At 63.8% G+C, this 23168-nt stretch carries 30 protein-coding genes; 16 read left to right on the top strand and 14 right to left on the bottom strand.

Features of this window, described 5'->3' with window-relative positions; all coding sequences use genetic code 11:
• Nucleotides 1-6 precede the first annotated feature (6 nt).
• On the bottom strand, nucleotides 7-375 hold the full coding sequence (locus P2T57_RS00620; protein ID WP_276300539.1) for a response regulator: 369 nt from the start codon (nucleotides 373-375) through the stop codon (nucleotides 7-9).
• Between the two features lie 239 nt (nucleotides 376-614).
• On the opposite strand from P2T57_RS00620, the gene P2T57_RS00615 reads away from it, so the two are divergent.
• The 4 genes from P2T57_RS00615 (at nucleotide 615) to P2T57_RS00600 (ending at nucleotide 3210) form a co-directional block, all read left to right on the top strand.
• Entirely contained in the window at nucleotides 615-1778 is a 1164-nt protein-coding gene (locus tag P2T57_RS00615; RefSeq protein WP_276300538.1) for a DUF3179 domain-containing protein, read from the top strand.
• Entirely contained in the window at nucleotides 1778-2383 is a 606-nt protein-coding gene (locus P2T57_RS00610; protein ID WP_276300537.1) for a hypothetical protein, read from the top strand. Before P2T57_RS00615 ends, P2T57_RS00610 begins: the two co-directional genes overlap by 1 nt.
• Nucleotides 2384-2687: 304 nt before the next feature.
• Nucleotides 2688-2843, top strand: a complete 156-nt coding sequence (locus P2T57_RS00605; RefSeq protein WP_276300536.1) for a hypothetical protein — start codon at nucleotides 2688-2690, stop codon at nucleotides 2841-2843.
• Nucleotides 2844-2979: 136 nt separating this feature from the next.
• Nucleotides 2980-3210, top strand: a complete 231-nt coding sequence (locus P2T57_RS00600; RefSeq protein ID WP_276300535.1) for a hypothetical protein — start codon at nucleotides 2980-2982, stop codon at nucleotides 3208-3210.
• A gap of 32 nt (nucleotides 3211-3242) precedes the next feature.
• Here the strand turns inward: P2T57_RS00600 and P2T57_RS00595 are convergent, their stop codons facing one another.
• On the bottom strand, nucleotides 3243-4070 hold the full coding sequence (locus tag P2T57_RS00595; protein ID WP_276300534.1) for a TrmB family transcriptional regulator: 828 nt from the start codon (nucleotides 4068-4070) through the stop codon (nucleotides 3243-3245).
• Between the two features lie 477 nt (nucleotides 4071-4547).
• Here P2T57_RS00595 and P2T57_RS00590 point away from each other — a divergent pair, with 477 nt between their 5' ends.
• The gene (locus P2T57_RS00590; RefSeq protein ID WP_276300533.1) at nucleotides 4548-4925 is read left to right on the top strand and encodes a DUF7344 domain-containing protein; all 378 of its coding nucleotides are present in this window, start codon (nucleotides 4548-4550) and stop codon (nucleotides 4923-4925) included.
• Nucleotides 4922-5161 (top strand): hypothetical protein, encoded by a 240-nt coding sequence (locus P2T57_RS00585; RefSeq protein ID WP_276300532.1) that lies wholly within the window; start codon nucleotides 4922-4924, stop codon nucleotides 5159-5161. Before P2T57_RS00590 ends, P2T57_RS00585 begins: the two co-directional genes overlap by 4 nt.
• A gap of 9 nt (nucleotides 5162-5170) precedes the next feature.
• Here P2T57_RS00585 and P2T57_RS00580 read toward each other — a convergent pair whose 3' ends face one another.
• From P2T57_RS00580 to P2T57_RS00560, 5 genes are all read right to left on the bottom strand, one after another.
• Entirely contained in the window at nucleotides 5171-6133 is a 963-nt protein-coding gene (locus P2T57_RS00580) for an acetamidase/formamidase family protein (RefSeq protein ID WP_276300531.1), read from the bottom strand.
• A gap of 48 nt (nucleotides 6134-6181) precedes the next feature.
• Nucleotides 6182-6934, bottom strand: coding sequence for a DUF8127 domain-containing protein (locus P2T57_RS00575; RefSeq protein ID WP_276300530.1), 753 nt, complete (start codon nucleotides 6932-6934; stop codon nucleotides 6182-6184).
• Nucleotides 6935-7115: 181 nt separating this feature from the next.
• Entirely contained in the window at nucleotides 7116-8354 is a 1239-nt protein-coding gene (locus P2T57_RS00570; protein WP_276300529.1) for a mandelate racemase/muconate lactonizing enzyme family protein, read from the bottom strand.
• Between the two features lie 47 nt (nucleotides 8355-8401).
• On the bottom strand, nucleotides 8402-8557 hold the full coding sequence (locus tag P2T57_RS00565; protein ID WP_276300528.1) for a hypothetical protein: 156 nt from the start codon (nucleotides 8555-8557) through the stop codon (nucleotides 8402-8404).
• Nucleotides 8558-8761: 204 nt separating this feature from the next.
• Nucleotides 8762-9682, bottom strand: a complete 921-nt coding sequence (locus tag P2T57_RS00560; protein ID WP_276302133.1) for a dihydrodipicolinate synthase family protein — start codon at nucleotides 9680-9682, stop codon at nucleotides 8762-8764.
• 100 nt (nucleotides 9683-9782) lie between these two features.
• On the opposite strand from P2T57_RS00560, the gene P2T57_RS00555 reads away from it, so the two are divergent.
• Complete coding sequence (locus P2T57_RS00555) at nucleotides 9783-10055, top strand: MoaD/ThiS family protein (RefSeq protein WP_276300527.1); 273 nt, start codon at nucleotides 9783-9785, stop codon at nucleotides 10053-10055.
• A 153-nt stretch (nucleotides 10056-10208) separates the two neighbouring features.
• Nucleotides 10209-10835: a DUF8127 domain-containing protein gene (locus P2T57_RS00550; RefSeq protein ID WP_276300526.1), complete on the top strand. Its 627-nt coding sequence runs from the start codon at nucleotides 10209-10211 to the stop codon at nucleotides 10833-10835.
• Between the two features lie 173 nt (nucleotides 10836-11008).
• Here P2T57_RS00550 and P2T57_RS00545 read toward each other — a convergent pair whose 3' ends face one another.
• Nucleotides 11009-12256 (bottom strand): HAD family hydrolase, encoded by a 1248-nt coding sequence (locus tag P2T57_RS00545; protein ID WP_276300525.1) that lies wholly within the window; start codon nucleotides 12254-12256, stop codon nucleotides 11009-11011.
• A 107-nt stretch (nucleotides 12257-12363) separates the two neighbouring features.
• On the opposite strand from P2T57_RS00545, the gene P2T57_RS00540 reads away from it, so the two are divergent.
• Entirely contained in the window at nucleotides 12364-13023 is a 660-nt protein-coding gene (locus P2T57_RS00540; RefSeq protein WP_276300524.1) for an HAD family hydrolase, read from the top strand.
• Between the two features lie 178 nt (nucleotides 13024-13201).
• The gene (locus tag P2T57_RS00535) at nucleotides 13202-14173 is read left to right on the top strand and encodes an AIR synthase family protein (protein ID WP_276300523.1); all 972 of its coding nucleotides are present in this window, start codon (nucleotides 13202-13204) and stop codon (nucleotides 14171-14173) included.
• Nucleotides 14174-14416: 243 nt separating this feature from the next.
• On the opposite strand, the gene P2T57_RS00530 is transcribed toward P2T57_RS00535, so the two are convergent.
• A complete protein-coding gene (locus P2T57_RS00530; RefSeq protein WP_276300522.1) occupies nucleotides 14417-14722 on the bottom strand; it encodes a hypothetical protein in 306 nt (101 codons plus the stop codon).
• A gap of 60 nt (nucleotides 14723-14782) precedes the next feature.
• Between P2T57_RS00530 and P2T57_RS00525 the strand changes: the two genes are divergently transcribed.
• From P2T57_RS00525 to P2T57_RS00505, 5 genes are all read left to right on the top strand, one after another.
• Nucleotides 14783-15853 (top strand): glucose 1-dehydrogenase, encoded by a 1071-nt coding sequence (locus tag P2T57_RS00525; RefSeq protein WP_276300521.1) that lies wholly within the window; start codon nucleotides 14783-14785, stop codon nucleotides 15851-15853.
• Complete coding sequence (gene gfcR, locus P2T57_RS00520) at nucleotides 15850-16494, top strand: transcriptional regulator GfcR (protein ID WP_276300520.1); 645 nt, start codon at nucleotides 15850-15852, stop codon at nucleotides 16492-16494. The genes P2T57_RS00525 and gfcR overlap by 4 nt, the downstream gene beginning before the upstream one ends.
• Nucleotides 16495-16531: 37 nt before the next feature.
• Nucleotides 16532-16873 carry a glutaredoxin family protein gene (locus P2T57_RS00515; protein WP_276300519.1) on the top strand — a complete coding sequence of 114 codons (342 nt, stop codon included), beginning with the start codon at nucleotides 16532-16534 and terminating at the stop codon, nucleotides 16871-16873.
• 112 nt (nucleotides 16874-16985) lie between these two features.
• The gene (locus P2T57_RS00510; RefSeq protein WP_276300518.1) at nucleotides 16986-17573 is read left to right on the top strand and encodes a DUF7110 family protein; all 588 of its coding nucleotides are present in this window, start codon (nucleotides 16986-16988) and stop codon (nucleotides 17571-17573) included.
• A gap of 379 nt (nucleotides 17574-17952) precedes the next feature.
• Entirely contained in the window at nucleotides 17953-18924 is a 972-nt protein-coding gene (locus P2T57_RS00505) for a phosphoadenosine phosphosulfate reductase family protein (protein WP_276300517.1), read from the top strand.
• 221 nt (nucleotides 18925-19145) lie between these two features.
• Here the strand turns inward: P2T57_RS00505 and P2T57_RS00500 are convergent, their stop codons facing one another.
• The 5 genes from P2T57_RS00500 to P2T57_RS00480 all read right to left on the bottom strand — a co-directional run bounded on the left by P2T57_RS00500 (nucleotide 19146) and on the right by P2T57_RS00480 (nucleotide 21995).
• Nucleotides 19146-19373 carry a hypothetical protein gene (locus P2T57_RS00500; RefSeq protein ID WP_276300516.1) on the bottom strand — a complete coding sequence of 76 codons (228 nt, stop codon included), beginning with the start codon at nucleotides 19371-19373 and terminating at the stop codon, nucleotides 19146-19148.
• 45 nt (nucleotides 19374-19418) lie between these two features.
• Nucleotides 19419-19610 carry a DUF7333 family protein gene (locus P2T57_RS00495; protein ID WP_276300515.1) on the bottom strand — a complete coding sequence of 64 codons (192 nt, stop codon included), beginning with the start codon at nucleotides 19608-19610 and terminating at the stop codon, nucleotides 19419-19421.
• 152 nt (nucleotides 19611-19762) lie between these two features.
• Nucleotides 19763-20506 carry a hypothetical protein gene (locus tag P2T57_RS00490; protein WP_276300514.1) on the bottom strand — a complete coding sequence of 248 codons (744 nt, stop codon included), beginning with the start codon at nucleotides 20504-20506 and terminating at the stop codon, nucleotides 19763-19765.
• A 77-nt stretch (nucleotides 20507-20583) separates the two neighbouring features.
• Nucleotides 20584-21090 carry an SHOCT domain-containing protein gene (locus tag P2T57_RS00485; RefSeq protein WP_276300513.1) on the bottom strand — a complete coding sequence of 169 codons (507 nt, stop codon included), beginning with the start codon at nucleotides 21088-21090 and terminating at the stop codon, nucleotides 20584-20586.
• 71 nt (nucleotides 21091-21161) lie between these two features.
• The gene (locus tag P2T57_RS00480) at nucleotides 21162-21995 is read right to left on the bottom strand and encodes an aldo/keto reductase (protein ID WP_420028505.1); all 834 of its coding nucleotides are present in this window, start codon (nucleotides 21993-21995) and stop codon (nucleotides 21162-21164) included.
• 148 nt (nucleotides 21996-22143) lie between these two features.
• Here P2T57_RS00480 and P2T57_RS00475 point away from each other — a divergent pair, with 148 nt between their 5' ends.
• Nucleotides 22144-22845, top strand: coding sequence for a helix-turn-helix domain-containing protein (locus tag P2T57_RS00475; RefSeq protein WP_276302131.1), 702 nt, complete (start codon nucleotides 22144-22146; stop codon nucleotides 22843-22845).
• Nucleotides 22846-23168: the final 323 nt, after the last annotated feature.

Raw genomic sequence — 23168 nt, 5'->3', positions numbered from 1 at the left:
CGTCCATCAGGCGACCACCCCGTCGATGGCGTCGGTTAGCTCGTCGTCCTCGAACGGTTTCGTGATGTAGGCGTCGGCCCCGGCCCGCGCGGCCAACTGTATCTTCTGGCGCTGGCCGACGCTGGTACACATGATGACCCGCACGTCGTCGTCCAGTTTCTTGATGGCGGCGGTGGCCTTCAGGCCGTTTGCCTTCCGCATCACGATGTCCATCAGAATCAAGTCGATGTCGTCGGCGTTCTCCTTGTACTTCTGGATGGCCCACGCTCCGTTCGGCGCTTCGGCGACGATGCGGTACTCGTCGTCCGCCAAGGCGCTCTTGACCCGCTGTCGCATGAACTCCGAGTCGTCCACGATGAGAATCCCGGTCTTCATGGCATACTACCCATCATTTAGCGAGTACTCTCCATAGCATAAAACATTATTCCTCGTACCCGGTATGAAACCACCGCTCGTCAGTAACGAAGGGTAAGAGCCGACGATATACCAGTTTTCGGCCAATAAATTGAAATACGTTGATTCCAATTTCCTCCGCTTCGCTCCAAACAGTCGGGTGTGCAGTTCCGCGCCACGACCGTAGAAGCGTTAACCTTACTCGTGGCCTACCGACTCACATGGAAGGGAGTTCGAGGAGGACGTTCGTAGCCGCGGCCGGAGTCGCGCTCTCGGGGTTCGCGGGGTGCATCGGCAGAGCAGGACCGGGAGCAGGTGCGCAGGACGACGAGGAGACGACACCGACGACCACGGCGAGCAGACCGACCCAACAGGGCATCCCGGTCGCAGACGACCGACTGCCGGTCGAATACGACTTCGAGAAACTCCGTGAGGAGGTCCTCTCGGGCGGGCCGCCCAAAGACGGCATCCCGTCCATCGACGAGCCGAAATTCCGGGACGCCGGGAAGGCCGACGACGAACTGCGCCCCGAGGACGTGGTGTTCGGACTGGTTCGGAACGGCGAGGTCAGGGCCTATCCACAGCGCATTCTGGTCCATCACGAAATCGTCAACGACGTGGTTGGCGACGAACCGGTGTCCGTCACCTACTGTCCCCTGACCGGGACCGCGATGGGGTTCGAGCGCGGCGAGACGACCTTCGGCGTTTCGGGCAAGTTGGTGAACAACAACCTCGTGATGTACGACCGTGAGACCGATAGCCGGTGGCCGCAGGTGCTTGCGACCGCGATTTCGGGCACCTTCGAGGGCGAATCCCTGCGGGAGTTCCGACTGGTCTGGACGACGTGGGACCGCTGGAAGGCGGTCCACCCCGAGACGGCGGTCCTTTCGACCGACACCGGCCACGTCCGGAACTACGACAACGACCCCTACGGTTCCTACGTCCCGAACCGGAGCGGCTACTACGTCCGGGACTCGCCGCTGTTCCCGCCGCTGGGGTCGGACGGCCGCCTTCCGAACAAGCGCGTCGTGATGGGTTCGCGGACCGGTTCGGGCCGGATTGCGTTCGACAAGTCGGTCCTGCGCGAGGAGGGCCTGCTCTCGGGCGAAGTCGGCGGGACTCCCCATCTGGCGGTCTACGATTCGGCGCTCGACACCGGCTACGTCTACCGGAACCCAGAGGGCGCGTCGTTCGGCCGCGAGGAAGGAGCGCAGGGGCAGGTCGTCGCGGGCGATGGAACGAGCTACGACCCCGCGAACCTGCCGCTCGACCGGGTGTACGCCTTCGACGCGATGTGGTTCGCGTGGTCGGGGTTCTACCCGAGTACGGAACTGGTCGGGTCCGCCAGCGAGTCGCCGAACGCCGACGCGGGGCTGGTCGGGTGATGGCGACGGAGAACGTCTCGCGCGGACCGATTTCTCTGACCCTCTCGCGGACCAGATTCGCCATCGGCGCGGCGCTCGGTCGGCGCGACGGGCAGGCGGTGTTCGGGGGCGTTACCCTCGCCTATCTGGTGGCGTACCTCTGGTTCAGCGACCTCCTCGCGTTCGGAGGCCGGAACGGCGGCGAGTTCGGATTCGTCGTGGCCGACGACCCTCTCGGGCGATTCTTCCGACCGGCCAACAGCGCGCTGTCGTTCGAGCCAGTCGCGCTCGTGGAGTTCGGCGTCGGGACGTATCTGTTCTCGCTGAACACGTTCGTCGGGGTGGCCATCGCGCTGTTGGTGGGCCTGAACCTCGCAGTGACCTACGTCGCGTGGCGACAGCCCAAAGCGTGTGGCATTGGTTCGTCTTCGTCGGGCGTGCTGGCGGGGATTCCGGCCCTGCTGTCCGGCGCGGCGTGTTGCGGCCCCATCGTCCTCGTCATCTTCGGGATTCAGGCGTCGAGCGCGGTGTTGACCGTGTTCGAGTGGCTGATTCCCGCCGCGGTGGTACTGCTTGTCGGGAGTCTGCTGTGGGTCGGTCGGCAGGTGGACCCCGCGCTGGCGTGACGGGAGAGCGTCTCGACTCGGCGCGAGCGTTCGGCGGGCGTCTCGGCGGCCGAACCGCCGAGCGGTCGCGCTCCGAGAGCGCACGCCTGCCGGAAATCCGATAAAAGACAGGTGTACAATTCTTTAGAAATTGTTTTATTTTCTCTTGTATAGATTTAGCACCCTCGACGGCGAGAGACTGGGCGAGTGACCCGCGTGATACCGACAGCGGTTCGAGGGTCCGCGATGGCGACTGTCGCCGGTCCTCGGCGTGTCACCCTGAGATGGGTTACAGTTAGCTCGTCGGCGCGTGAGTGTCGTACCGATGGGAACGAATCGTCGGCGAAGGGAGGCGGTGCGGAAACTAGAGACGGCGTTAGAGACCGGAGACACCGCCGAAAAGAACTACCACACCCAGCAGGCCCTCCAACTTCTCGAACTGAACGGCGAACTCCCACCGGAGCGCGAACGGAAATCGTAACCGCACGTCCGACTGGAGTTGTCCGTTTTCCGCTCGATTCGTCCGATTCCGCCCAATCGGCCCAGTCGCCCCGTCGGCACGGCCACCAGAACAGTCTTGCTACGTCGGACGTTATTGGATGTGTGGATATGAGTAAATGCGTCGCCAACTACATCCGCTGTCGCCGTCGATTCCGTGGCACACGACGTACCTGACCGTAATCGTCCTCGCTCTCGGGTTCGTCGTCGCAATCGCACAACTCCGTCCGGCGTTCCGGGGTGTCTTCGAGTTTCTCCCGGCCGGACTCGTCGTCGGAGTGTTCAGCATCACGAGTCTCCTCTACTGGTACGACGTTTCCGACCACCGAATCCGCGAGCGACGGCCCTGAACCGAGTCACGGCCGGGGTTCGCCCCGGTCTCCTACTCGTCGTTCTGCTTGCCGGGGTCGGCCGATTGAAGCAGTCCGGTTGACATCAAGCGACGGATGATGACGACCAGTCCGTTCGAGAAACCGCGACCGTACACCGCACGCTCCTTGTCGGTCTCGGGTTCGATAGAACTGATGAGAATCGTGGAGCGGTCACCCAACAGCACGCGGCCGATTTTCACGTCGTTGGCGTTCTCCCCTGTCCCGTTGAGCCAATCGAGTTCCGAGACGAATACCTCGGCGTTGGGCACTCGCTCGCTAATCGCGTCTCGGACGGACTCGTCTTCCGTCCCGACGATGACCGAGACGCCCCGGTCGGTCGCGTCGTCCAGACTCTCCATCAGGTCGTCGGTGACGAGATTCGGGTGCCCGACGAGCAGGAACAGTTCTTCGTCTACGTTCTCGATGAGCCGGTGGGTCCGATTGGCAGTGGCCGTCGTTCCCGAGAGCGACCACACTTCGTGGACCGAATCGTTTTCGGTCTTGGCCGGTCGGTCGAGGTCCTCGATGACGTCTTGGAGCGTATCGAACCGGGATTCGTACTGGTCCCGGAGCGTTGCGATGGCCTCCTCGACCGGTACGGACCGGAACAACTGCGGACTCCCGTGCTGGACCTCCACGAGTCCTTGGGCCTCCAAGATTCGAACCGCGTCGTAGACTCGGGTTCGGGGGACCTCGGAACTCTCGCTTATCTCTTTCGCTGTCGCTTCCCGGATGCGGGAGAGCGCGACAAAACACTTTGCCTCGTACTCCTTCAACCCGAGTTGCTGGAGTAATTCGACTGCTTGGTCGCGGTTGTCGTGTGAATCGCTCGAACTCATGTGTCCCAACCTCGTCCCGCAGAAACGGGAGTTGCAATAGATATTATCATCCACGACCAATAGGACTTGTTCTTCTCGTAGCTCCGAGTCTCCGCGACAACTACGCGTTTCGCGGACGACGAGGAGATTCGACCGCCACCACCCGGAGAAACCAATTCCTGTTACTCAGTTAATCACACAAGCTTGATACCGGAGGGAATACTAAATCCGGATGGCACGCGCGTTGGTTCGTGTCCCAACCACTTGCCACGGCGTGCCTCCCTGCCACTTCCGTGGCAGGTTTCAGCGGCGACAGTCCGCCAAACGGCGGTTCGTGGGCTATCGAATCCGGCACGTGTTTTCACTCCGAAAACTACAGCAGACAGCGCCGTCTTGTCACTCTAATGCTCGTAAATCCACGAGCGTGTGAAAATGTCGGGGGTTGATATGTGTTACTCCCCCACTAGAGATAATCGGAGCGCTCCCACGGCCAGACCAATGACAGAGACACACCTCTCGGCGACGACCATGTTCGACCTGTTGAAGGACCGACGACGACGGTACCTCCTCTACGCTCTCGACCAAGACCCCGACCCAGTCGTGACCCTCGACGAACTCACTCGGAAAGTTCTCGATTGGGAAGGGCGGATGAACGCCGGCGTCGGGGAGGTAACTGCCGAACTGGAGACCCAGATTCGCGTCTCGCTCCATCACAACCACCTGCCGAAGATGGCGAGCATCGGCCTGCTTGAGTACGACGCCCAGAGCAAGACCGTCCGCAAGCGGAGTTCTCCCTCGGTCGTCGCGTTCATGGAAAGCCATCAGGACGAGGTACCGCACCTCCGGTCGCTGTTCTGCACCTCGGCGACGAGTTGAACGATGGACTACTGGTCGTCCCCGAGGCCACGGTCGCCGGTTCGGGCTATTATCACCTCCCGAACGACGCCAACACCGCCAGCCTCTGTGGGTCGATAAACGAGGAGAGCGCGTTTGCCTCGGACCCGTCGCAAGTCCTCGACCGAACCGAGGCCGAACGGCGCGAACTCGACATCTGTGGCCGGTGTTCGTCCATCACCGGGCAGTCCGGCGAGCGTTCGATGACGGACGACTGACCCCACTCGTCACGGGAAGATGCTCTCGGGCAGGTACGCCGAGACGGTCCAGTTGGGCGCGTCCACGACTTCGCTAATCTTCAAATCCACCGCCGCCGAACAGAGGAGGTAGGCCTCGCCCCGAGAGAGACCGCGCTCCTCGTGCAGGTGGGCTATCATGTGCCTGACCGCCTTCTTCGTCGCCTCCATCAGGTCGTCGCTGATGCCCGTCGTGCCGTACATCGGTTCGTCGTGGCCGGTCGGGGTGAACGGCCCGCGGGTCTCGAACTGGGGTTGGTCGATGTCCATCTCCGAGCGCACGTCGAAGCGGGCCGTCACGAACATCGGCGCTTCGACGCCCGTCACACAGACCTCGCCGTCGCCCTGCGCCGCGTGACAGTCCCCGACGCTGAACAGGGCGTCTTCGACCTCGACGGGGAGATAGACCGTCGAACCCGCGGTCATGTGCTTGACGTCCATGTTCCCGCCCACCGACCGCGGCGGGAGCGTGTCGTGTTCGCCCTCTGCCTCCGGCGCGACTCCGATGACGCCGGGGAAGGGGTCCAGTGGGACCTCGATGCCGTCCACGAAGTGGCCTACCTCGCCCTCCAAGTCCCAGACGTGGAGACCGGGGTCCTCGAAATCGTCGGGAAGCAGGCCCAACTCCATCTCGCTGGGCCAGAACGCGGTGTAGCCCCACCCTTTGTGCTGGAGGTCCAGCAGTTCGACTTCCAGCACGTCGCCGGGTCGGGCACCCTCCACGGCGACCGGCCCCGTCAGGGGATGCACTGGGTCGAAACTGATGTCGGGGACCTCCTCGGCGGTGGTCTGGACGTCCACCTGCCGGTCCACCGCGTCCCGGCACTCGAAGCGCACCACGTCACCCGGTTCGACCGTGAGGGCGGGGTCGAGGCTGTTGTCCCACACGCTGTGGATGTTCTCGTCCTCGTCGCTCAGGCGGTGGTCGATGGCGTAGTCGCGTCGTCGCGGCATGTGCTACCGTTCCACGACGAGGAGCGCGATAAAATCGGGGGTCGGAACTCACGACTCGCCGACGTACCGGACTTCGAACCGACTCCGGAGGTAGCCGACCAGCGCGAGGCCGAGGAAGGGAAAACTGTAGCGCACGATGCCGTCGAGGAGACCCGCCAAATTCGACGGGTCGGTCTTCCCGGCCTCGTACACCCGGTAGTAGGTGCCGTCGGCCAGTCGGACCGGCGTCTCGGGAACCTCGATTTCGCGGTGAGAGGTCGCGGTCCCGCGCTCTGCGGCCCGGCGAACCGGGGAGGGGACGCGCTCGGCGGAGACGGACACAGAGCGCAGAACCTCGTCGGCGGGTTCGGGGTCGAGCGCCAATTCGACGCGGTAAAGTCCCTCGTCGTTCTGGACGGACTCGTTGACGTCGCGGGCGATTTCGTAGACCGACCCGTTGACGGCCGCGTACCGGTACCGCTCGAACGACGGGAGCGGAGCGTAGTCGGGATTACTCGACCAGATACCGGTCGAAATCGTGTGTCCCTCCGCGAGGTAGTATTCGAAGAAACAGCCGCGGGACCGCATGAACGGTTCCGTGCAGACGATTTCGGTGCTGATGGGAATATCGGTCCGCAGTTTCGATTCGTTAGCGTACTCGATGGTGCCGTTTTCGGCAGTGACCAGCGCTCGCTCGTAGCGGTCGGCAGGGTCGCCGAGGTGGAGCATCGGTGCCCAAATCGGCGCGACGAGGAGGACCAGCGCGAGGACCGCGAGGAGAGCGTCGCGGCGGGCGGGAGTGAGAAGCGGAATGGGCGACATACCTGTCTCCCCAGAGCCGTGGACCAAAACTGTGGCGTTATCTACAAGTCGGAACGGCCGTCGGCGGGGTACCGAAGAAACAATTTCGTTGCTTTAGTAAATAGAAACAATGCTTAGGTGGGCGTATCTGTTCTCGGGGTGAGACGGACCGAAAGCCAGCGGCTTTCGGTCCACAGGCCGCTTACGCCTCGTCAAACAACTCTTCGCCTTCGACCATGTTCTCCTCCACCACGTCCATGTCGATGGTCACGCCGAGACCCGGTTTCTCCGGGATTTCGATGTAGCCGTCCTTGATAACGTCCTCCTCCACGAGGTCCTCCCACCAGCCGAGTTGATAGCTGTGGTACTCGACCGCGAGCGAGTTCGGGATGGCCGCGCCGACGTGCGCCGAGGCCATCGTCGCCACCGGTGACGAGACGTTGTGCATCGCCACCGGGAGGTAGTACATGTCGGCGTGGTCGGCGATTTTCCGGGTCTCGCGCATCCCGCCGGTCTTGGGCATGTCGGGGGCGATGATGTCCACGGCCTGCTCCTCGATGAGTCGGCGCTGGCCGTGCTTGCGGTAGACGTTTTCGCCCGCCGCGATGGGCGTGGTCGTGGAGTGGGTGACGTTCTTCTGCACGTCGTGGTTCTCCGGGGGAACGGGGTCTTCGAGCCACCAGATGTCGTACTCCTCGAGCGCGCTGGCGAGGCGCTTGGCGCTCCCCGCCGAGAACGTCCAGTGGCAGTCGAAGGCCACGTCGGCCCGGTCGCCGACGCGCTCGGTGACCGCCTCCACGATGTCCACCTTGTGGCCGATTTCGGGGTTCCGGAGGTGGCGGTTCGCGCGGTCCTTCTCGTGGCCGGAGGGCACGTCGAGGTCGAATTTGAGCGCGTCGTAGCCCAGTTCCTCGACCACGCGCTCGGCCTCGTCGGCGTTGGATTCGGGGTCGGCCTCCTCGCCGGCGTGGCAGTCGCAGTAGACGCGAACCTTGTCGCGGTACTTCCCGCCCAGCAGTTGGTAGGCGGGCACGTCGAGAATCTTGCCCGCGAGGTCGTGGAGCGCCACCTCGATGCCGGAGATGGCCGTGACGGTGACGCCCTCGATGGACCCCTCGCCCGACATCTTCTGGATGAGATGCTCGTAGAGGCGGTCGATGTCGAGGGGATTCTCGCCCACGACGAAGGGTTTCATGCGCTCGATGAGTTCGGGCACGCCGGCCCCCCAGTAGGCCTCGCCGGTCCCCACGACTCCGGCGTCGGTGTAGATTCGGACGAGGGTCCACGGGAAGTTGCCGTCTATCATCGTGGTCTGCACGTCGGTAATCGCTACGTCCCGGCCCTCACCGCGCACGCCGTCGCAGTCCATCGTCTCCGCCGAGAGGTCCCGCATGGTGTACTCGGCGTTCGGGTCGTGGAGCGACTCGTAGTTACGAACCATGCCAACTACTTACTCTCCCCGGAGTAAAAATTTGAAGGTCTCGGGGTTCACGCTACTACGGGTGCGAAAAGCAGGTACACGCCGACCGTAATCAGTGCTACGGCCAGCAGGGTGCTTTCGAGGGCCAGCGCGCCCGTCGCGCCGACCAGTAGGTACTGTCCACCGAGGACTGTGCGCTTGTTGAGGGGGAGGGCGATATTCATGGCTGTGTCGGTGCGAACACTCCCATTCCCAGCGCGGGGTTCGAGTCGCCACGTCGGAGCGTCACCACGCCAGAACCGCCACGCTACCGCGGGGACCGTCGCAATTTTCGATACTACTTTTTCAGAATTAAAAGTTCCGACCGTTCACAGAGAACAGAACGGAACAGAACGGAGCGAACGTTTCGGAGCGGGCCAACCGCCGGGTCAGAGCAGGCCGAGACCCGACAGGTCGTCGGCCAGCGCCTCGCGGTCCGACTCGTCCATCTTGCGGAGCGGACTCCGAAGCGGGCCGGGATTGAAGCCGACTTCGCGCAGGTCGAGGGCGGTCTTGACGCCCGCCATGTAGGGACCGCGCTTGAGGGCGTCGCGCACGTCGTAGACCTCGCTCTGGAGTCGCCGGGCGCGCTCCTCGTCGTCCTCGTCGTAGGCCTCGTAGAGGTCAACTACGAGTTCGGGGAAGGCGTTGGCGACTGCGCTGACCATGCCCGCACACCCGACTTCCAGTCCGGGGAACAGCAGGGAGTCGGACCCCGCGAGGAAAGTCATCTCGGGGTGGGCGTCGATTGCCTGTCCGAGCCACGGCACGTCCTTGCTCGAATCTTTGAGACCGACCAGATTCTCGATTTCGGCGAGGGCGTCGAGGGTCTCCAAGGACAGCGAGTTACCGGTCTTGCTCGGGATGTGGTAGACGTACACCGGGAGGTCGATTGCCTCGGCGACCTGCCGGTAGTGGCGGACCGCGGCGTCGTGGTCCAGCGGGTAGTAGTAGGGCGTCACTACGACCACGCCGTCCGCGCCGACCTCCTCGGCGTGTTCGGCGTGCGAGACCGTCTCGCGGGTACTCGCTGACCCGACGCCAGCGATGACGGGCGCGTCGTCGCCGATTTCGTCCACGACGGCCTCGGCCACGCCCTCGCGCTCGTCGGGCGTCAACAGGGGGAACTCGCCGTTGGTTCCGAGTGGGAAAACGCCGTGCGCTCCGCGGTCCACGACGAAGCGGGCGTGGGCCGCGGTCGCCTCGTAATCGACCGATTCGTCCGCCTCGAACGCTGTCACGGTCGGCGGGACGACGCCGTGGACGCCGAGTGGGTCCTCCTCGCCGGGACTGGGTGCGTTGTCCACCATGTCCGAATCGTGGACGGCGACGTTCTTAAGGGGTGGCATCTCGGCATTTCTTTTTCGAGTGTGAGTAAACTTTTAGTCGATGGCGCGCAGATGGGTTTGTATGAACGTGACAGTCAAACTCACCGGAACCCTCGTCGCCCGAACCGGCACCCACGAGGCCCGCGTTGCAGTGCCAGACGACGCGACGGTCGCCGACGTTGTGGACGAACTCGCCGAGAAGTACGGCCCGCAGGTCCGCGCGGGCGTCCTCGACGGCCAGCGCCTGCGCTCGGACACCGTGGTCGTCCGCGAGTCCTTCGATTCGACCGAGACGCTCTCGACTCGGAGTTCGCTGGAGAACGGCGATACGGTTCGGTTCCGGTTGAACGTCTGAACTTTCCGCCAGAGTCTACTCGTTGGGGTTCGTTCGGCGGCGTATGGTCCCTCGCGCCGCACACTCGCCCCCGAAGTACGCTCGTCGCACTTTGCGCGCTGGTCGCGTGCGCTTTCTTCGCGCGCGAAACAACTATAATTACGGTCGCTACCGATGAACTTCGACACAGAGTTGGCACTCTGGGCGGTTCTGCTGGTCGCGCTGGCGGCGAATCCAGTCTGGTTCTTCCCGCACGCCAACGAACCCGCGACCCCGTATCGAGCGGTCGAGATGACCGACGAGAACCGATTCCGGTACGCCGAATCCCATCCCGAAACCCTCGAATGTTACACCGGTCTGGGGCGGGCCTGCGCGCTCGAAACCGCGGTCCTCCAGAACGGAACCGTGCTGAACTCGACGAGGGTCGAAACCGGGGACGCCATCGACTACCGGTACGTCGTCTTTTCGTCCGGGTTCTACGAGCCAGCGATGGAGCGGTCGGGCGAGCGCGTCCGACTGACCCTCGAACCCCGGTCGGTCGAGGCGGTCGTCCGGGACCTCTCGTACCCATACGCCGAGGCTACGGACCAAGCCCGGACGGTTGTCCGAAACGGAAACGTGACCCTTCGCGGGGACGTTCCGGACCGCGACCGCATCGTCCGCCGAGACGGGACCTACTACTACCTGCGTGAGATCGGGGGATACCGCCCGCCGCTGGGCGGGTGGGTCCCGCGCTATCGATGGGTCATGTGGCTCGGGACGGTGCCGCTCTCGGTGGCGGCGATGTGGCGGTGGACCTGACGCGAGTTGCAGATACCTTTGATTTCGCTCTCGGCGCGCGCCGTCGCGGCGATGCGGTATTGTGGGGTGTCCCGCGAGTCGGCAGTAGCTACCTCCTCGACACCGACTCGAAGTTCTGGAACCTCGAACCAGCAACCCAAATCACGGGGCCTCACAAACCCAAGTTCTGCCCGCTACCCCAGATTCGCCAGTCGATTCAGCGCGAAAATCGTCCGCAGAACCTCGCCCGCCTTCCCGCGGTCGAACACCAGTTCGTCGGTCCGAATCACGTGGTCCAGCACGTCGCGCGAGGAGTGTTCCGGCGCGGCGGCGATACCAGCGTCGTTCTCGGCGACCCACTCCATCACCCGGAGGTCGCTCTTGCTGTCGCCCATGACGACAGCGAAGGGGTCGCCGATGCCCAGCACGTCGAAAGCGGCCTCGACGCCCACCACCTTGTTGAGTTCGAGGCTCCCGATTTCGGCGGCGTCGGCCTCGTAGTAGGCCACGTCGATGCGCTCGAAGGTGTCGGCGATGTCGTCGGGCACGTCGTCGGGGTCGCAGTCGGGCGTCTCGCCCTCGCTTTCGAGGACCCCCCGAATCTCGGGGTCTTGGTCGGCGTAGAAGGCCCGCGCCCAATCGCTAGCTTGCGACTCGTCGCCGCCGACCTCCTCGGCGACGACTCGCCCGAGCAGGTCGAGTTCGTAGACGAGACCTCGGTCGATGACCTCGCGGGCCTGCTGGCTTCCGGTCTCGAAGTTGGGCTTGAGCGTGACGTTGAACTCGTTGCCTTGCAGGTGGCACCCGCGGCGGAGTCGCTCGGGGGCCTCCGAGAGGACCCGCGAGCGCACCGCGTCGAAGATAGCCCGCACGTCCGAATCCAGATTCTCGTAGAGGAGTCGCTTGGTGTCCGCGCCGTGGCCGGGGGTGAACACGCCGGTTCCGGCCTCGTAGACGATGGAGAGGTCCCCTGAGTGGACGAGTTCGTTGCCGAGGCCCTGAATCAGGAACCCCTTGACGTTCTCTAAGGTCTGGCCGGTGCAGACCACGATTGGCATGCCCGCCTCGTGGAACTCGGTCAGGAGGTGGAGGGTCTCGCGCGGGATTTCGTTGTCGGTGCCGCCCGCCGAGCGCAGAGTCTCGTCCACGTCGAGGACGAGGACGTTTACTCCTCGGTCGTACTTGGTGTGCAAGTCGAGCGCGGTGAACGCTTGGTCCCGCGAGGCCCGCGCGGCGAGTTCGCAGAACGTCTCGCCCGTCTCGGGGAAGGCGTCCCGAATCTCGGCCTTCCGGTCGTCCAGTTCGTCACCGGCCTCCTGCCAGTGTTCGAGGGCGACCCGCGAGTCCACCGGCGGGAACAGGTCCACGAAGTTCTGCAAGGCCCGAAGCGTCCCGGCGTCGAACTCGTCGTAGAGTCGATAGAGTTGGTCGTACCGCTCCATGCCGGAACTGGGTCGCAATCGGGGATAAAGGTCGGGGACGGTGGCGAAATGCCGGACGTCCGGGAGTATCGCCGAACGCTTATAAGCCTCCCCCGTCAGCATATAGTATGACCTACGATACCGTCATCTTCGACAACGACGGTGTCCTCGTCGGTCGAACTCACTTCGACGTTCTGCGGGACGCCACGGAAGCGACGTTCGCGGACTTCGGTGTGACCGACTGCGACCCCGACCACATCGAGGACATGACGATTGGTGCGACGCCCTCCTCTGTCGATACCGTCTGTGACGCCTACGGACTCGACCCGGAGACGTTCTGGCGCGCGCGGGACACCCGACTCTCCCGCGCCCAGCAGGTCGAGGCCCGCGCGGGGCGCAAGACCCCCTATGGCGACATCGACACGTTGGAGAACCTCGACGCGACGATGGGCATCGTGAGCTCTAACCAGCAGGCGACGGTGGACTTCCTGCTTGACCACTTCGACATGCGGGACCACTTCGGTACCGCCTATGGTCGGGAACCCACCATCGAGAGTCTGGACCTGCGAAAGCCCGACCCCCACTACCTCGAACGCGCGCTGGCCGACCTCGACGCCGACTCCGCGTTGTTCGTCGGCGACAACGAGTCGGACATCAAGGCCGCCGAGAACGCGGGCATCGACTCGGCGTTCATCCGGCGTCCCCACCGCAGAGACTGGGACCTGAACGTCTGGCCGACGTGGGACATCGAGTCGCTCGACGACCTGCACCGGGTCTGTAGCGCCTGAGCAGAGCAACAATAACACATATTCCAGCAATATTTTTAATTCTTAGAGACATCTAGACAATTCTATCACGAGACCGTCGAAGCTACTCTCCGCTGGCCGTCGTCGGACGGTCGCAGAACGGGACGAACCTGCCCGGCGGTCCGCCGCATCTTAGGTCCCCGACCACCGAGAAGAAGCTATGATAGGAAAGTTGGACCCCGACGACCTCGCGCGCGTCCTCTCCCGGACCGGCGCGCACGACGACGCGGTGGAGATGGGACCCGCCTACGGCGAGGACGCCGCGGCGATGCGACTCGAAGACGGGAGCGTGCTGGTGGCCAACTCCGACCCGCTCTCGCTGGCGAAAGAGCGCCTCGGGACGCTGGCGGTCCACGTCGCCTGCAACGACGTGGCGGCCTGCGGGGCCGACCCCCGATGGCTCACCAACGTCATGTTCCTGCCCGACGACGACCCCGAGACGCTGGACGCGCTGACCGGCCAGATGGACGAGGAGGCCCGCGCCCTCGGCGTGGCCATCGTCGGCGGCCACTCGGAGTACACCCCGGCGCTGGAGCGCCCGATGGTCTCGATGACCGCGATGGGACTGGCCGACGAGTACGTCCCGACCGGCGGCGCAGAGGTCGGCGACCGGGTTCTGCTGACCAAGGGCGCTGGCATCGAGGGGACCGCGGTGCTGGCCTCGGACTTCCGCGACGAACTCGACGCGGACCCCGCCCTGCTGGACCGCGCCGAGGAGTTCTTCGCCGACATCAGCGTCGTGCCCGAGGCCCGGATTCTTCGAGAGTCGGCCACCGCAATGCACGACCCGACCGAAGGGGGCTTGCTGAACGGGATGCTGGAGATGGCGACGGCCTCGGGCGTGGTGCTGGACATCGACCGCGAGGAGGTCCCGGTCCGCGAGGAGACCGCCGAACTCTGCTCGGCGATGGGCATGGACCCGCTCCGGATTTTCGGCTCTGGGGCCTTGCTGGCGACCGTTCCGGACGACGAGACCGACGACAGCATCGCCGCGCTCGACGCCGAGGGAATCGACACAAGCGAAATCGGCGTGGTTCGGGAGGTCGGCGATGGAGGGGAGTCGGGCGTGGAAATCGACGGCGACGTGGTTCGGGAGGCGATTCGGGACGACCTCTACGACCTCTGGGAGTAGCGATATTTCAGAGTTTGGTTTGTAGGCGAACGATTTCGGTGGACCGCAGGAGGAGTAGAGTTGTTGTTTTAGAAAGCCCCCGACCGGTCGCGGTCGCTGACCGACATATCCGCAGGTCTCTCCGCACCGGAAGACAACCCGCGTCTTCCGAGCCATCACCTCACTCCGTTCGGTGAGACACCGCCCGACCTGCGGATAGAGGTCGGTCAGACGACTAAAGTGAACGCGACTGGGCGGCCCCTTTCATCCACCCAGACGGTGGTTCGTCAGGCCGAGCGCCTTCCTGTGGAAGGTTGCACGAAGCGAATCCCGGTGGAAAGATTCACCAAGCGCATCCTCGCGGAATGATTCACCAAGCGCATCCTCGCGGAATGATTCACCGAGCACGTCCGCGGTGGGTTTTGCGGGCTGGCGCGCGCAGAACTGCGCGCGCCAGCCCTGCCGGTATCGGTCGAAGTCGTCGGTATCAGGGTCGAGGAGCGCCGAGCGCCAGAATGTGCGCGGTGGGCTGGAAGTTGACAGGCGTTTGGGTTCGACCGGCCCACCCACTTTCAGATGTTTACTCGGTATAGAATAAATCTTTTGTCCCCTCCCACCCAATCACCCGCTATGGAAGCAATCGTCATCCGGCGAGGCGAGACCTCGCCCACGGTCGCCGAGCGCCCGCGCCCCGACCCCGGACCCGGCGAGGTGCTGGTCCGGACCCTCCGGGTCGGGGTGGACGGGACCGACCGCGAGGTCATCGAGGGAAGCCACGGCGGGTTCCCCGAAGGCGAGGACGAGTTAGTCCTCGGCCACGAGGCCGTCGGCGTGGTCGAATCCGCCGAGGGCACCGTCTTCGAGGAGGGCGACGTGGTGGTGCCGACCGTCCGACGACCCCCCGCCGAGGGACCCAACGAGTACTTCGAGCGCGGCGAACCCGACATGGCTCCTCCCGACGAGTGCGTCGAGCGCGGCATCGACGGCGCACACGGCTTCATGGCCGAGTACTTCACGAGTCCCGCCGAGTACCTCGTGCCCGTGCCTGACGAGTTGGCCGAGTGGGGCTTTCTGGTGGAACCCGTCAGCATCTCCGAGAAGGCCATCGAACACGCCTCGGCCTCCCGGTCCGCGTTCGACTGGAACGCCGAGACCGGTCTCGTGCTGGGTAACGGGAGTCTGGGCCTCCTCACGCTCGCCATGCTGGAGTCGGCGGGCTACGACCGCACCTACTGTCTGGGCCGCAGGGACCGACCCGACCCGACCATCGACATCATCGAGGAGTTGGACGGCACCTACATCGACTCGCGCCAGACTCCCGTGTCGGAGATTCCCGAGGCCCACGAACCGATGGATTTCGTCTACGAGGCCACCGGGTACGCCCGCCACGCCTTCGAGACCATCGACGCCCTCGCGCCCAACGGCGTCGGGGCCTTGCTGGGCGTGCCCGAACCGTGGGAGTTCGAAATCGACGGCGGGCGACTCCACAAGGAGTTCGTGATGAACAACAAGGCGCTGGTCGGGAGTGTCAACTCCAACGTCTCGCACTTCGAGTCGGCAGTCGAGACGCTCGCCGACCTCCCCGAATGGCTGTTCGACGACCTCGTGACCGGTGTTCATGGTCTCGACGACTACGAGGCGGCATTCGCTGACGGCGACGAAACGACAATAAAGACCGCAGTCCAATTTAGCCAGATATGAAGAACGTAGACGACCTCATCGAGAGCGCGGCACATCTCGCGGAACAGGGCCTGTCGAAGGGCGAAATCGCAGACGAACTCAACGTCTCCAGAGAAACCGCCAGTTGGCTGGTCGAACGAAGCGGGTCGGGCACGGGAACGACGACCACGACCAGCCCCGAGCCTTCGGGCGGTCCCCACGACATCCACGTCGATTGGTCGGCCCTCGGCCGGGACAGCAACCGACTCTACCACGCCGGGTCTGCGATGGCCGACCTCCTGATGAAGCAGGGCGAGGAGGTGGACCTCACCATCGGCATCGAGAAAGCGGGCGCGCCGCTTGCCACCGCCGTCGCGCGAGAACTCGACACCGACCTCGGGACCTACGCGCCGAGCAAGCACCAGTGGGAGGAGGGCGACATCGAGGACCTCGGGGGCACCTTCTCGCGCAACTTCGCTCAGATTCGGGACCGCGAGTGCTACGTCGTGGACGACACCATCACCAGCGGGACGACCATGACCGAGACAATCGAGGCCATCCGCGAGGAGGGTGGTGAACCAGTCGCCTGCGTCGTCCTCGTGGACAAGCAGGGCGTCGAGGAAATCAAGGGCATCCCGGTCCACTCGCTCATCAACGTCGTGCGCGTCGGCAACGACGAGTAACACAACTTCTTTGCGCGCCGGGTGCGTATCGGGCGGTATGACCTTTCAGCCGGAAAGCGACTTGACGGAGGACGAGGCTCGGGAACGGGTCGATTCCGCCATCGAGGACAACGAAGTCGTCCTGTTCATGAAGGGCAACGAGTTGATGCCCCAGTGCGGCTACTCCCAGAAGGCGCTCGAACTCGTCCAATCGCACCGCGACGACTACGAGACGGTGGACGTGCTAGACGCCCTCGCGGAGTACCGGACCGCGCTGGAGGACCACAGCGGGTGGGAGACCATCCCCCAGACGTTCGTGAACGGCGAATTCGTCGGCGGGAGCGACGTGCTGGCCGAACTCGAGGAGCGAGGCGAACTCGCCGACGAGTTGTCGGCGTGAACCGTTATTTCGGCGACGAAAATGAGGACCAAAAGAGTAGACCATATATGTTCGGACCGCCTACACACCCGTGTACCGTGTCGTCAGCCGGGAACCTGCATGTAAATTACAAATGACGGGGCAAGTATATCGACTTCACTCGACGCTCGAACTGCCGCTCGAAAACGTTTACGACCACTTCGAGGAGGACCCGGACCTCCCGCCGGAAATCGCTAGTGTCGATATTACCCGGCGCAAGAACACGCTCATCATCAGCGCCGTCGCCGCTGACGACAGCATGAGTAAGTACACGCCGACCGCACAGTTGAAGGCCAGCATCTCCGAGACTCGCGTCTACACCGAGGAAGAACAGAAGATGCGCGAAGGGCCGCGGTGGGGCGACGACGCCGAAGAACTGGACGAAGAGGAGGACGACGAACCCCTCGGCGAACTCATCGAAGTCGCCGCGTTCAAGGGCGACCGAGAGACCGTCCTGCAGAACACGGCGCTCCAGTACCCGATGTTCCTCGTCCTCTGTGACATCGCGCGACTAGCCGAGAAGGGGACGCTCACCGCCATCACCGAACAGGACGGCGAACTGCAGGCCACCCGCATCGTGGACGGCGAGGACCGCCCGGCGTCTATCGAAGTCGTGGAAGGACCGGACTCCTCGAACTCCGGGTCCAGCGGCGTCGATTGGCGGGACAACGAGTTCATCTGAAACGACCTTTTTTCTTCGTCGGGTGTCCTCGGGCGCTCGCTTCGCTCGCGCCCTGCGGGCACCGCTCCTCGAAAAAATGTCGATCAAAAAAGACCTGCTCGCTTAGTCGCTTCGCGGCGCTCCGCGCCGCGCCATCGCTCCTTCGCTCGCAGTACAGAAACGGTGTGGCGAGAGACTGGTGCGCGAGCCTCCGGCTCGCTGTCGGGGCCGGAGGTCGGGCCGAGCGCAGAGCATCGTGGGTCGTTTTACCGTGCTACGCTACCACACAAAAGACGGCCTGAAATCGCGGTAGCGGGGGCCTTCGAGGAGGTGGGGCCGTCCTGTGAGAGTGGAGAGCCGAAAAACACTTTAGGATGGTAATTAGATGTAATTACGAACGATGCCCGAAGACTTCCCCGAGTACGTAGACGTGGACTACACCGACGGCGAAGGCGAAGACCCCGAGGACTACCCCTCGATGGAACACCGAATCGAGAAGGCCATCGAAGTGACTCGGCAGGGCCTCGAGCAGTACGAGAACCCGGCCGTGATGTGGACCGGCGGCAAGGACTCGACCCTGACGCTGTACTTCATCAAAGAGGTCGCCGAGAAGTACGACCTCGAAACCCCGACCGCGGTCTTCATCGACCACTTCCAGCACTTCGACGAGATTCACGACTTCGTCGCCAAGTGGGAGGACGAGTGGGACCTCGACGTCGTCTACGCCAGCAACGACGACGTGGGCGACTACGCCGAGGAGAACGACCTCACGCCCGGTGACGACATCCCCATCGACGCGCTGAACGACCACAACCAGCACCACGTGCGCGAGATTCTGGAGTACGAGGAGGACACCTTCCCCTTCCTGCTGGACACCTACGTGGGCAACCACCTGCTGAAGACGGTGGCGCTCAACGAGACCATCGAAGAACTCGACATCGACGGCATCATCTCCGGCGTCCGCTGGGACGAGCAGGAGGCCCGCGCCGACGAGACGTTCTTCTCCCCGCGCCACGACCCCGACATCTACCCGCCCCACGACCGCGTGCAGCCGATTCTCCAGTTCGACGAGCGCGCCGTCTGGGACACCTTCTGGCACTACGTCGTGCCGGACACGGTTGAGGACTACCCCGACGAGGGCTACGTCCCCGAGGCCGACGACGACCTGCCGAACGGCCTGACGCAGGACGACATTCCGGTCAGTCCCAAGTACTTCGCCGGATTCCGGTCGCTCGGTAGCGAGGTCAGCACCGAGAAGTCCGACGAGGAGCCAGCGTGGCTTCAGGACCTCGAAGATACGACCGAGCGCGCAGGCCGCGCCCAAGACAAGGAAGACCTGATGGAGCGCCTGCGCGACCTCGGCTACATGTGAAACTTTTGCTGTGCTCGGAAGCGCCGTAGGCGCTTCCTCGCTGGCAAAACTTTCATGAAAAACACCGGAAGGCAAACCGCGCCTTCCGAGCAGTCGGTCGCTACGCTCCCGACGACACGGCGTCACCCCCTCAGCCTCACGCCGAGGCGTGAGGCTTCGAGGGATTCCTCGGTCCGCTCGCTCACTACGTTCGCTCGCGGTAGAATTACTTGCTTTCTTTTTCAGACGAGTGCCGACGCGAACAGGAATCCGCCGATAGCGAACCCGACGAGAGCGCAAAAGAGGACGACCGTTACCTTCCACGTGGCGGGTTCGACCTCGCTCCAGTGGCGCGCGCTCCCGATGGCGTCGAGTTGCTCGTCCAACTTGGCGACGACGTGGGCGTAGCGGGCACCGACGACTCCGCCGACCAGTAGCACGACTCCGACGAGCGCGCGCGCCTGCTCCATGTTGGTGTTCCGACACCCCGGCGACAAATACTTTCTGCCGTCGGCCTATCGTGCCGCGCGGTACTCACCGTGCTTGACGCCGACGAAGGCCGCTATCGCGCCGAACACCAGCATGGCGGGCGTCACCATCATCAGCACCGTACTCGTGGCCATGAACCCCATCGCGAGGAGGGCCACCGTTCCGAGCGCGACGATTCCCAGCAGTACTCCGGCGGTCACGGGCAGATTGAACTCCATGTGCGACTCTCAGGACGAACGGAGCAAAAGCGTTGTTCTCCGGAGATGGGCGAAGCGGAGTCTGTCGAAGGCCGATTCGGCAGGGAGAAACCTATACAATTGGAAAAGCAAACTGGAAATTGTTGTAATGGTCCTCTTGTCGGGTGCGGGGGTCAGGCCGATTTCGGCCGCACCACGTCGGCCAGCGTCACCAGCAGACCCAGAACCCACCCGACCGGCACCGAGAGACCGAACCACATCGCCACGTAGTTTGCCCCTTCGAGGGTGAACTGCTCGCGCAGGAAGGTGTTGAGGCCCCAGAGGTCGAGGGGGTTGTCCAGCAACCAGACCGCGAGGGTGTAGCTCTTGGGGAAGATGACCTCCGAGAGCGTCGGCGAGTAGAGCGCCGCGACCACCGGCGGCAGGAACAGGGCCGTCATGGCGAAGGGATAGGCCAACAGGACCGTGGTTCCGCGTCCTCCTCGCGTTCCGGTGAGGTACGCCAGCACTGCCGCAACCGTGGCGACTCCTCCTGCGGCACCGACCGCCAGAAAGCCGTCGGTCGAGAACCGAATTCGAGCGAGCGCGGTCAGTCCACCCCACACCAGCAACGACAGCAGGACCACGCCGACCACGCCGAGTCGGGTCGCGGTCCCGTCGATTTTCCGGGTGTAGTACCGGGCCGCGAACCCGAACAGCGCGAGGGGGTAGAGGAGACCCACGACCGGCGTGCCGACCGCGCTCCACGCTCTGTACGCTACTTTTCCGGTCGTGGACGAGGGTTCCCACTTGCCGAGGACGCCGCTCTGGGACCCGCGCTGGCGGGGGAAAAACAGCGCCATCCAACTCTCGTGCAGTCGCCGCAGGTCGTACTGGACCGCCCCGACCAGACCGGTACTGCTTGTTCCGCCGTGCATCTGCGTTTTAATACGTTACGGCGAATATGAACTTTCGGGGTTGGATTCAGAACTATTAGCCGATAGAAATTTTGTTCCTATCGGCTCACGGAGGTCTCGGTGCGTGTTCGGTCGCCCTTCGCGGCCTCCTCGGCCGTCGCTTCGGCAGGGTCCATCACGTCGCCGAGTCGTCGCTCGAACTCCTCGCGGGTGAGGCCTCCCGCGGCGTACCTGCGTTTGAGGACCTCCTCGGGAGTCTCGCGGCCGGTTCCGGATTTCGTCGCGCTCTCCGGGTCCGCCGCACCCTCAGGGTACTCCTCGGGTGACTCGACGTTGCCGATGAGCGAGAGGTACACCGGCCAGAGCGTGACCAACCCGAGGAGGAACACCGGGATGCCCAGAACGACCCCGAACAGAGAGAGGACGAAACCGGCGACGTTCAGGGTGCTTCCCAGTCCCGCAATCCCGCCGAAAAACAGGAAGGGCGAGACCGTAATCGCTGGCGCACCGAGGAGCAGTCGCCCGACCGTTCCATCTGGCGTGTAGTGTTCCACGAGTCGATGGAGCGACCTGACCGTGGAGGGAGTGTCGCGGGAACCAGTCATCGTCCCCGAAATCGGAGACGTGTTAGTAAACTGTTTTGTTCGGGGCGAACCGGTCGGCGACGGTCAGCCCGTCAGTTCCACGGCGCGAAGTCGGGGTCCACCTGTCGCTCGCGCGTCTCGATGCTCTCGATTTTCTCCACGTCCTCGGCGTCGAGTTCGAGGCCACGCGCGCCCCAGTTATCCCGGATGTGGGCCTCGCTGGAGGCCTTCGGAATCGCGGCCACGCCGTCGCGCTGGAGGAGCCACGCCAGACTGACCTGCGCCTCGGAGGCGTCGTGCTTCTCGGCGACCTGCTGAATCTCGGGCACGTCGAAGACCTTGCCGCGGGCCAGCGGCGAGTAGGCCACGAGGTTCACGTCGTTCTCCCGCCCGTACTCGACCAGTTCGTCTTGGGGGAGAAGCGGATGCATCTCGACCTGATTGGCGAAGACGGGCGCGTCGAGGACCTCCTGTGCTTCGTCCAGATGCCGGGGTTCGAAGTTCGAGACGCCGACGTTCTCGACGAGGCCGTCGTCGTAGAGTTGGTCGAACGCCGGGAGGGTGTCCTCGGGATTGTACTCGTTCGCCGGCCAGTGGACGTACAGCAGGTCCACGTAGTCCACGCCGAGTTTGTCCAGACTCTCCTTGGCGGTGTGGATTACGTCGTCGTAGGAGAGGTTGCTGGTCCAGATTTTGGTGGCGAGGAAGACCTCCTCGCGGTCCACGTCGGCTTGTGCGATGCCCTCGCCGACGTGTGCTTCGTTGTCGTAAGCCTGTGCGGTGTCGATGTGTCGATACCCCATCTCGAGCGCCTGTCGGACGCTGTCGGCGCAGGTGCCGGCATCGGTGTTCTCCCACGTGCCGAGACCGAGACGTGGCATGCCGTCGAGTTGAGACTGGTCGCTGGAGTCCTCGCGTTGAGCCATAGCAGTGGGACGTAGGGCCACCGCGAGGAAAATGGTTGCGGCGTCGGAAACTCTCGGGATTGGTGTCGTTGTTGGCAGGCGTTGCCGGAGTCGAAGAAAACTCTTTTATCCTACCTACTGTATGAGGTTCAATAGCAAGGGCAGGCCCATGATAGACATCACGATGGACATGGAGCAGTACGACTGCCCGTTTATCGACACCACGGACGACCACGGCATCGGCTTCTCGGCTATCCAGTGGGACTTCGACCGGGTGAACGACCAACTGGAGACCCGGATGATGGTCGAGGGCGACGACCGGGAGGTCCTCTCGAACGGGCTTTCGGCCCTCCGAGATCACGATAACATGCGCGACTACAAACTCCTCACGCGCCGGGGCAACGTCGCCCACATCCGGACGGTCATCGGCGAAACCGACGCCATGGAGACGATTCGAGACAACGACGGCTACATCACCGGTCCCTTCTACATCGAGAGCGGAAGCGAAGTTTGGCACGTCGGGTTCGACGGCATCGGCGACGCCGACACCACGCTGGCGGAACTGGAGCGAGACAACGAGTACGACGTGTTGGAACGGGACAACACCGAGATGCCCGAGATGCAGGACTTCGTGCAGAACGCCGGGGCCGCGATGACCCTCATCGAGGGATGCCGGGACCTCTCGGACGTGGAGCGCGAGACGCTGGAGACCGCAGTCTCTGACGGCTACTTCGAGAACCCCCGAGGAGCAACCCTCGGCCACCTCGCCGACGAGTTCGACGTATCCAAGCCTGCGGTCTCGAAGAATCTGCGGCGCGGGCAACAGAAGATGATTCAGCGCGTCGTGGAGGCGCTCGAGGAATTGGAATAGGTAGTCTTCCCCGAAATCGAATTTGAGAGTCCCTGTCTGTTCTGTTTCGTTGGGTTTCAGGGTAACAGCAGAACCGACGTGACGAACGTCTCTTGAAGCCCCGCCCGCGGCGGTTGATTCGCCGGGCGCTCGCCGGTAGTTTGGTCCGCCGAGCGCGCTCTCGGAGGTAACTCTACAATTTCTAAAGAGCGAATTATATATTTTAGAGCAACGAAATTATTTCTAGGGTCTCTTTCCGTGGTCCGTTCCACCGAGCGCGCCCGAACCGGCAGGCCGGGACTGACGGTCCCGGTCTGCCGGAGACGCAAGCTTAACCGGACTCG

Origin of the sequence: Halorussus lipolyticus (assembly GCF_029338375.1) — an archaeon.
Classification (GTDB): Archaea; Halobacteriota; Halobacteria; order Halobacteriales; family Haladaptataceae; genus Halorussus; species Halorussus lipolyticus.
This window is presented reverse-complemented; position numbering and strand designations above follow the sequence as displayed.